This is a genomic window from Moraxella sp. CTOTU47724, from assembly GCF_032014955.1.
Lineage (GTDB): Bacteria > Pseudomonadota > Gammaproteobacteria > Pseudomonadales > Moraxellaceae > Faucicola > Faucicola tetraodonis.
In genome coordinates, this window is the sequence record NZ_DALZSV010000040.1 from 1 (window position 1) to 7086 (window position 7086).

The 7086-nt window shown below is 43.7% G+C and carries 7 protein-coding genes; all 7 read right to left on the bottom strand.

All coding sequences use genetic code 11. From position 1 onward, the window contains the following. Positions 1 to 70 precede the first annotated feature (70 nt). Positions 71 to 1360, bottom strand: a complete 1290-nt coding sequence (locus tag RTR63_RS08470) for an ATP-grasp domain-containing protein (protein WP_312523703.1) — start codon at positions 1358 to 1360, stop codon at positions 71 to 73. Positions 1361 to 1457: 97 nt separating this feature from the next. After that, positions 1458 to 2327 (bottom strand): twin-arginine translocase subunit TatC, encoded by an 870-nt coding sequence (gene tatC / locus RTR63_RS08475; protein WP_011959994.1) that lies wholly within the window; start codon positions 2325 to 2327, stop codon positions 1458 to 1460. Further along, positions 2324 to 2710 (bottom strand): Sec-independent protein translocase protein TatB, encoded by a 387-nt coding sequence (tatB, locus tag RTR63_RS08480; RefSeq protein WP_036599454.1) that lies wholly within the window; start codon positions 2708 to 2710, stop codon positions 2324 to 2326. The genes tatC and tatB overlap by 4 nt, the downstream gene beginning before the upstream one ends. A gap of 55 nt (positions 2711 to 2765) precedes the next feature. Next, entirely contained in the window at positions 2766 to 3050 is a 285-nt protein-coding gene (tatA, locus tag RTR63_RS08485) for a Sec-independent protein translocase subunit TatA (RefSeq protein WP_011959992.1), read from the bottom strand. Positions 3051 to 3130: 80 nt separating this feature from the next. Continuing rightward, positions 3131 to 5521, bottom strand: coding sequence for a copper-transporting P-type ATPase (locus RTR63_RS08490; protein WP_312523716.1), 2391 nt, complete (start codon positions 5519 to 5521; stop codon positions 3131 to 3133). Between the two features lie 303 nt (positions 5522 to 5824). Further along, on the bottom strand, positions 5825 to 6319 hold the full coding sequence (locus tag RTR63_RS08495) for a DUF305 domain-containing protein (RefSeq protein WP_036599458.1): 495 nt from the start codon (positions 6317 to 6319) through the stop codon (positions 5825 to 5827). A gap of 27 nt (positions 6320 to 6346) precedes the next feature. Continuing rightward, a partial coding sequence (locus tag RTR63_RS08500) for a copper resistance protein B (protein WP_312523717.1) occupies positions 6347 to 7086 on the bottom strand: 740 nt, incomplete at its 5' end.

Sequence of the window (7086 nt, forward strand, 5' to 3'; positions counted from 1 at the left end):
TAAGTCGCTCACTGCTCGTCATTGGGCAGTGCTTTAATTATTGGGTTTGGTATAAATAAGACCTAGACGATCACACCTGAAAGACAGGCGCGAATCCACCGCCTGGCGTACGGAAGTTAGTCACCTGACCTTGATACACACGCGCAGCAGGTAGTAACAGTTTTCCGCCATACGTATAAAGACGTATATCTACCTTTCTTGTTGTTACGATGTCATCAATTTTGAGTGATCTCTCTCCTGCAGGGACAAAGGTCTGTGCGATATAATCTTCATCCAGAATGTTTTCGAAGACGCGTCGAGTCAGTTTGCTACCGCGATAAACGCCTTTGCTTCCATGACCAGCAACTGGCTTAAAAAACAGTTGCCGCCGAGTAAGCCACAACTCTGCTGCATCGTCTCTTGATACAATCTTAGTCCTCGGTACAGACCTTTCGAGGCACTCCACTGCAGCCTCATCCAGACCCCAAGAGCGCAATATTTGGGAGTCTGATAGCAATGTCAGGTTTTGCTTATTGGCCAACATAGCATGTACGCGGGGATTGGGTGTCACTACCACAGCACCCTCTAAATAAGCCTGCTTAAGCAATACATGGTCAGGGTCCTCAAATGCAAAGTCGACAAGCCGATTGTAAATCATATCGATTTTCTGGCCATGGACTGTTAACGTACCGTCGATATACTCGAGTTCAGAGGGATCAAGTATCACAGTATCAATACCTCTAGCTTGGAGCAGTTGACAGGCTAACTCAAACTCTAAGAACATGAACTGACTCTCGGGGTCATTGTCCACAATGGCTATCCGATTGGGCATAGCAACAGCGGACTGTCGCTGCCATTCCTGTTTGAACATGTCAAACACTGCTTCCTCGAACCTATCTAGCATTTGATTGGTTGCAGCGCTTTGCTCTGAGGGGTTGCAACAGCGTTTTTGTGCGCGAGCGAGCAACACATTCAGAAATGCGCCACCGGCATTAGTATTGACCTCGATGAGCTGAGGTCCATCGCTACCCAAGTGAAAGTCATAACCCATGAGGGCCCCTATTGGGCCTGGGTCGAAAGCAGCTATTTCTGGTGCCCACGACAGCACTTGCTCTTGATACAATGGCAGTTCGGCAGCTGACTCGATAGCCCTGACGATTCGCTCCATCGCCTCTATCTCTGTTTTGGGAACGAACACGGGTGTTGCTGAAAAAAGCTTATTAAGCTCGTTCGCTCCTATTGGATTGTTTCTAGTTTCTACCAATTGATCTTGAAGGCTTGTATTAAGCGCTTTACGATCAAGGGTAATGCAGTAGCACTCTTGGTTAAGTCGATTTGCAAGACCGTCATTTTTTTCGTTGTTATTAGTTGGGTGTTCCATTTAGAGTCCGTCGCTAAGTAGAGTACTCACGCTGACATACTCTAGTAAAAAGTAAAAAGTAAAAAGTAAAAAAGGTTCTTGGCGTGTTTAAGTAGTGCTAGCTACTTTCTAATGTTTCATTCCCTGAGACTAAATCATTATTTCGTTCATTTTTAATTAATATCTTTGCTAAGAGTAAACCCAGCTCAAATAATAGCCACATAGGAATCGCCAACAACAGCATTGATACACCATCAGGCGGTGTCACTACCGCGGCGATCCCAAAACAGCCGACTATGATATAACGACGCTTATCTTCTAAAATTTGAGTAGAAACGATTCCGGCCATTATCAGCAATAAGGTAACCACTGGAATCTCAAAAGTCAGTCCAAACACCATAAATAGCTTGAGGGCAAAGCTCAGATAACTGTCAATATCGGTCATTGGTATAACGTTCTGCGGAGCGAACATAATAAAAAATTTCAATACCCCTTTGAGTACGACAAAGTAGGAAAAAGCAACACCCGCATAAAATAGAAATATCGAAGATAGCAGTACAGGAATGGCAATTTTCTTCTCTTTTTTATATAAGCCGGAAGCTACAAATGACCAAATTTGATACAGGATATAAGGCATTGCTAAAAATGCGGCGACGAATATCGTTAAGCGAATGGGTGCCATAAAGTTTGACGTTATATCAGTGGCAATCATGGTCGAATTGATGGGTAACTGCGCCACTAATGGGTCTGATAAAAGATTATAAAGCTCGCGTGAAAATCCCACCAATACTAAGAATATAATTAAGACGACCACGCATATTCTTATTAAGTGCGTACGCAGCTCGATTAAATGTCCGGTAATAGGCATATCGCCAAGCGTACCTAACGTATCTCCAGACTCACTATTCTGTGTTGTATCTGTTGGCGCCTCAAACTCTATATCTGTTATTTTTTCTTGTCGACTTTTTTGCCGTTTAAATAGGCTCACTGATCCGCCTCCTGTTTAATGAACGAGGAGGTAGTATTCTGTTGATGGTCTTTATCATAAGGGGTGATTGACTGATGTGAAGCGTCTAGGCTTTGGTTCTGTGACTGCTCAAACTTTTGCATACTGCCACGCATTTCTGCTAATTCGCGCTTCATATCCGACTCGGTCTGACGGATTTTCGCAAGTTCATTTTGCATTTGTTGACGTGTTTCAGCTAGATCAAGCTCAGCTTCTATTTCAGATTGTAGGGTGGATACTGTACGGCGCAGTTTGGCATACCATTGCCCAGCGGTACGTGCGGCTTGCGGCAGTTTTTCTGGGCCCAATACGATTAAAGCAATGACGCCAAACAAGAGTAATTCGGAAAACCCAATATCAAACATAACAGTCACATATATTAATAGACTACTTAGTGCCGCTATTTATAAGCGGCGCGCTTCATACTTTAGGCTGGTCATCAGTGGAAATAGGGCTGATTTCCATATCATCAGCCTGATTACCTACACGCGTATTTAAATCATTACTTGCAGCTGGCGTACTATTTTCATGGCTAAGCACATGATTTTTGCGAGCATTCTCGGGTTCTTCATCTTTGACCGCTTCTTTAAAACCCTTCACCGCACCGCCTAAATCTTTACCTGCATTTTTAAGCTTGGCAGTACCAAATACGACCACCACTACGACCAATAAAATCAGCCAATGTGTAATAGAAAAGCTGCCCATAACGGTATCCTTATATTTTGTGATCTTGTTTAGACCAGTATGTGTCAGTGTGCTTTAGAACACTTTTTACCGTACCAGAATTATAGTTTCAAACGGCGCAATCGCAGCGCGTTAGCAATCACCGAGAATGACGACAAGCTCATCGCTGCCGCTGCTATCATCGGACTGAGCAGAATCCCAAATATGGGATAGAGCACACCTGCGGCAATAGGAACACCAAGTGCATTGTAGATAAAGGCAAAAAACAGATTCTGTCTGATATTGCGCATGGTGGCGTGGCTAAGCTTATAAGCTTTGGCAATGCCCATTAAATCACCTCTTAGCAGGGTAATGCCCGCACTCTCCATCGCCACATCGGTACCGGTTCCCATAGCGATACCAACATTAGCTTGCGCTAGCGCTGGTGCGTCGTTGATACCATCACCCGCCATAGCGACCAATTTACCGCTGTCTTGCATTTCTTTGACGATACGGTTTTTATCCTCTGGTGAGACATCCGCATGAACTTCATCAATACCTAGTTTATTGGCGACTGCCTGCGCGGTTTTTTCGTTGTCACCGGTTAGCATCACAACTTTTAAACCTGCGTCATGAAGCAGTGAAATAGCCTCTTTAGTGCTTGGTTTAATAGGGTCAGCAACTGAAATAATACCAGCAGCTTTACCGTCTATAGCCACAAACATTACCGTTTCACCGTCTTTTCTACGGACATCAGCTTTAGTGGACAGCTCATTATCAAAACTATTTAGGCTTTCCATAAGCTTAGAGTTACCAATAGCGACTTTCTTACCATCGACCACGGCTTGTACGCCTTCGCCAGTAGTCGAATTAAAGTCAGTAGCTTTAGGAATAATGAGTGATCTTTCTTGAGCTGCTCTAACGATAGCTTCTGCTAAAGGATGCTCGCTAGCGCTTTCTACTGAGGCTACCAATGCGAGGAACTCGTCTTCATCTTGACCTACCTGCGCATCAATTGCGGTAAGCTCGGGCTTACCAGCGGTCAGTGTTCCGGTCTTGTCGACGACAATGGTATCGACTTTTTCCATCCTCTCTAACGCTTCAGCATTTTTGATGAGGACGCCGTTTTGCGCGCCTTTGCCGGTACCAACCATAATGGACATCGGCGTCGCTAGACCAAGGGCACAAGGACAAGCAATAATCAGTACCGCAATCGCGTTAACCAAAGCATAGGTCATAGCGGGCTCAGGGCCGAATATCGCCCAGACAATAAAGGTAATGACGGAGCAAATAAGCACGATCGGTACGAACCACCCAGCTACCTTATCTACCAATTTCTGTATAGGTGCGCGGCTACGCTGGGCTTCAGCAACCATTTGTACAATTTTAGATAATACTGAATCTGCTCCAACATTGACCGCTTCGACTAATAGCGTTCCGGTGCCATTTACCGTACCACCAGTCACTGTATCTCCTGCTACTTTTGATACAGGGATTGGTTCACCCGTTACCATTGATTCATCAACATTACTATTACCATCGATCACTGTACCGTCTACGGGCAACTTCTCACCTGGTCTAACCCGTAACTTATCGCCACTGACAACCTCATCAAGCGAGACTTCGATCTCTTCTCCGTTTTCGTCAACACGTCTTGCAGTCGGTGGAGCTAGCTCAAGCAATGCTCGAATCGCACCTGAAGTTTGGCTTCTGGCTTTGAGCTCTAATACTTGACCCAACAATACTAAGGTTACAATGACAGCTGCTGCTTCATAGTAGACTCCGACTTGACCACTAGCGTCTCTAAAACTGTCTGGGAAAATATTGGGAAAAAAGGTCGCGACAATACTAAAAACATAAGCAGCGCCTACGCCTATCGCAATCAAAGTAAACATATTAAGATTGCGGCTTTTTATAGATTGCCAGCCACGAACGAAAAACGGGGCGGCCCCCCAAAGCACTACAGGTGTCGCAAGCACCAACTCAGCCCATTGTAAAACCTGTGAAGGTATACCATACTGACTAAAGTCAACTCCAAACATACCGCTCATAACATATATTAATAGCGGTACAGTCAACACGGTACATATCCAAAAACGACGAGTCATGTCGTCAAGCTCTGAGGTGTCCTCTTCACCGATAGTAAGCGTTTCGGGCTCAAGCGCCATACCACATATCGGACAACCGCTATTTCTAACGTCTCTCACTTCAGGATGCATAGGACAGGTATATACCGTGCCATCGTAATCAGCAGGTACTTTATCGTATTTACCGCCTTTAACAGATTTTACTCCGCTACTATCAGTATCCTTTCCATGACAGCTAGCGTGACTATCATCTTTAGCAACTTCGTCTTCAGGTTTAAGAAACATGCCACATATTGGGCAGTCACTTTTTTCAACATCTCTTACTTCTGGATGCATAGGACAAATATAGACCGTACCGCTATAATTTTCCGGTACTTTATCGTACTGACCACCTTTGATAGATTTTTCATCGGCAATATGTTTCATAAAACCACTCCTTGAAGACAATAAATATTGATAATAAGTACAACTCTTAAAGCACTCTCACTCAAAAATAGCAATCGACAGATATTGAACATTTCGATATAGGAATAAGAGGTTTTGAAATAAGAACAGTAAAACAAAGAGCAGTTACTGCAGTTGAAGGGGTAGGTAAAAAATCACATTAATTATCTGTGCAATCTGTCCTTTTAAGGTAAAGATACCAGCGAAGACTATAGCGCTGATACTAGGTATCACCATTTTTTCATAATCAATTTCTTAGCTTGCCATACCTCTATATATAGCCGTCTATTCGAGCTCTTCAATAAGCGCTTGCATCTCAGCGATTTCACGCTTTTGCGCTTTAATAATATCGTCAGCGAGCTGTTGTACTCTAGGGTCTTCAATATCTGCTCTTGAGCTCGTCAAAATGGCAATCGAGTGATGAGGTATCATGGCTTGCATCCAATCGACTTGATCAACCGTTGCTTGGGAACGCACACCCCAAATACCTACAGCAAACATTACTACACTTATTCCATAAACCAGTAAATTAATCTTAGTCTTTTTATACATATTGCTCATAAAGGCGAGCATGATAATCGCCATGACTGCGCCCATATATAATGCCATATAGGCTCGGGTCTCACTAAAATAAACATGATCCAGCTGATAGGTATTAAAATACATCATAATAAACATTACAATCGTAGACGTCAGAATCATCAAAGTGAACTTCACATAAGGATTCATGCCCTGTTGATGGCTTTGATGATTCATGCTGTTTTGATCAGAAGTATTCATAATATATCTCCTATAATTTTGACAATGTTAGAACCAGAATTTAACACCGGCAGTCAAACTACTGCTATCAACCGATTCATTTTCTTGACGCCGCTGGCCACGCGCACTGCCAAGAGCCGTCTCATAGCTCACACCGACGTAAGGTGCCAGTTGACGACCTAAGGTTTCATAAGTCAGTCTAACTTCAGTCTCTAATTCATTGAATCCCTTGGTGATATGATTGTCAATATCGTCTTTACTAAAAGCTGACAGACCAACTTCCGGTATCACAACCCAGTGCTGACTCAAACGCCATTCATATTCTGCACCAAGATCAAGCCTAACTTGACCATCGGTGTAGAGATATGCTCTAGCATCTGTTTCAATAAAGTAAGGCATTGTGCCGACAATACCGGCCATAATGGCAGGCTTATCATTCTTGGTATCATAGGCGACCCCTGCTTCGCCATTCCAAAAAATACTTAGCGGCTTCCAGTAAGACAATGAGGTCAGACTATCAATGTCTTTCTCATCTTTGGTCTGAACACTACCTTCACTACGTAAAGATAGACGGCGCTCATCTAGGCCATACCAAGCACTAACCTCATAATTAATCTGATCGTCATCAAACTGATAGCCTAAATCGTCTACAGAAACGCCCCATAATGGCATATCACCCATCATCATAGGCTGACCATAGCGTCCATAGGGAACACCGTTTGAATAGTCAGGACTGCGAGCATCAGCTGGAGCTTTACCACCTTGCATACCTGACATATCCATACTGC

Excerpts from the sequence above, each read along its gene's own strand:
- tatA (WP_011959992.1), bottom strand. The coding sequence starts at position 3,050 with ATGGGCAGCTTTTCTATTACACATTGGCTGATTTTATTGGTCGTAGTG.
- tatB (WP_036599454.1), bottom strand. The coding sequence starts at position 2,710 with ATGTTTGATATTGGGTTTTCCGAATTACTCTTGTTTGGCGTCATTGCT.
- RTR63_RS08490 (WP_312523716.1), bottom strand. The coding sequence starts at position 5,521 with ATGAAACATATTGCCGATGAAAAATCTATCAAAGGTGGTCAGTACGAT.
- RTR63_RS08470 (WP_312523703.1), bottom strand. The coding sequence starts at position 1,360 with ATGGAACACCCAACTAATAACAACGAAAAAAATGACGGTCTTGCAAAT.
- RTR63_RS08495 (WP_036599458.1), bottom strand. The coding sequence starts at position 6,319 with ATGAATACTTCTGATCAAAACAGCATGAATCATCAAAGCCATCAACAG.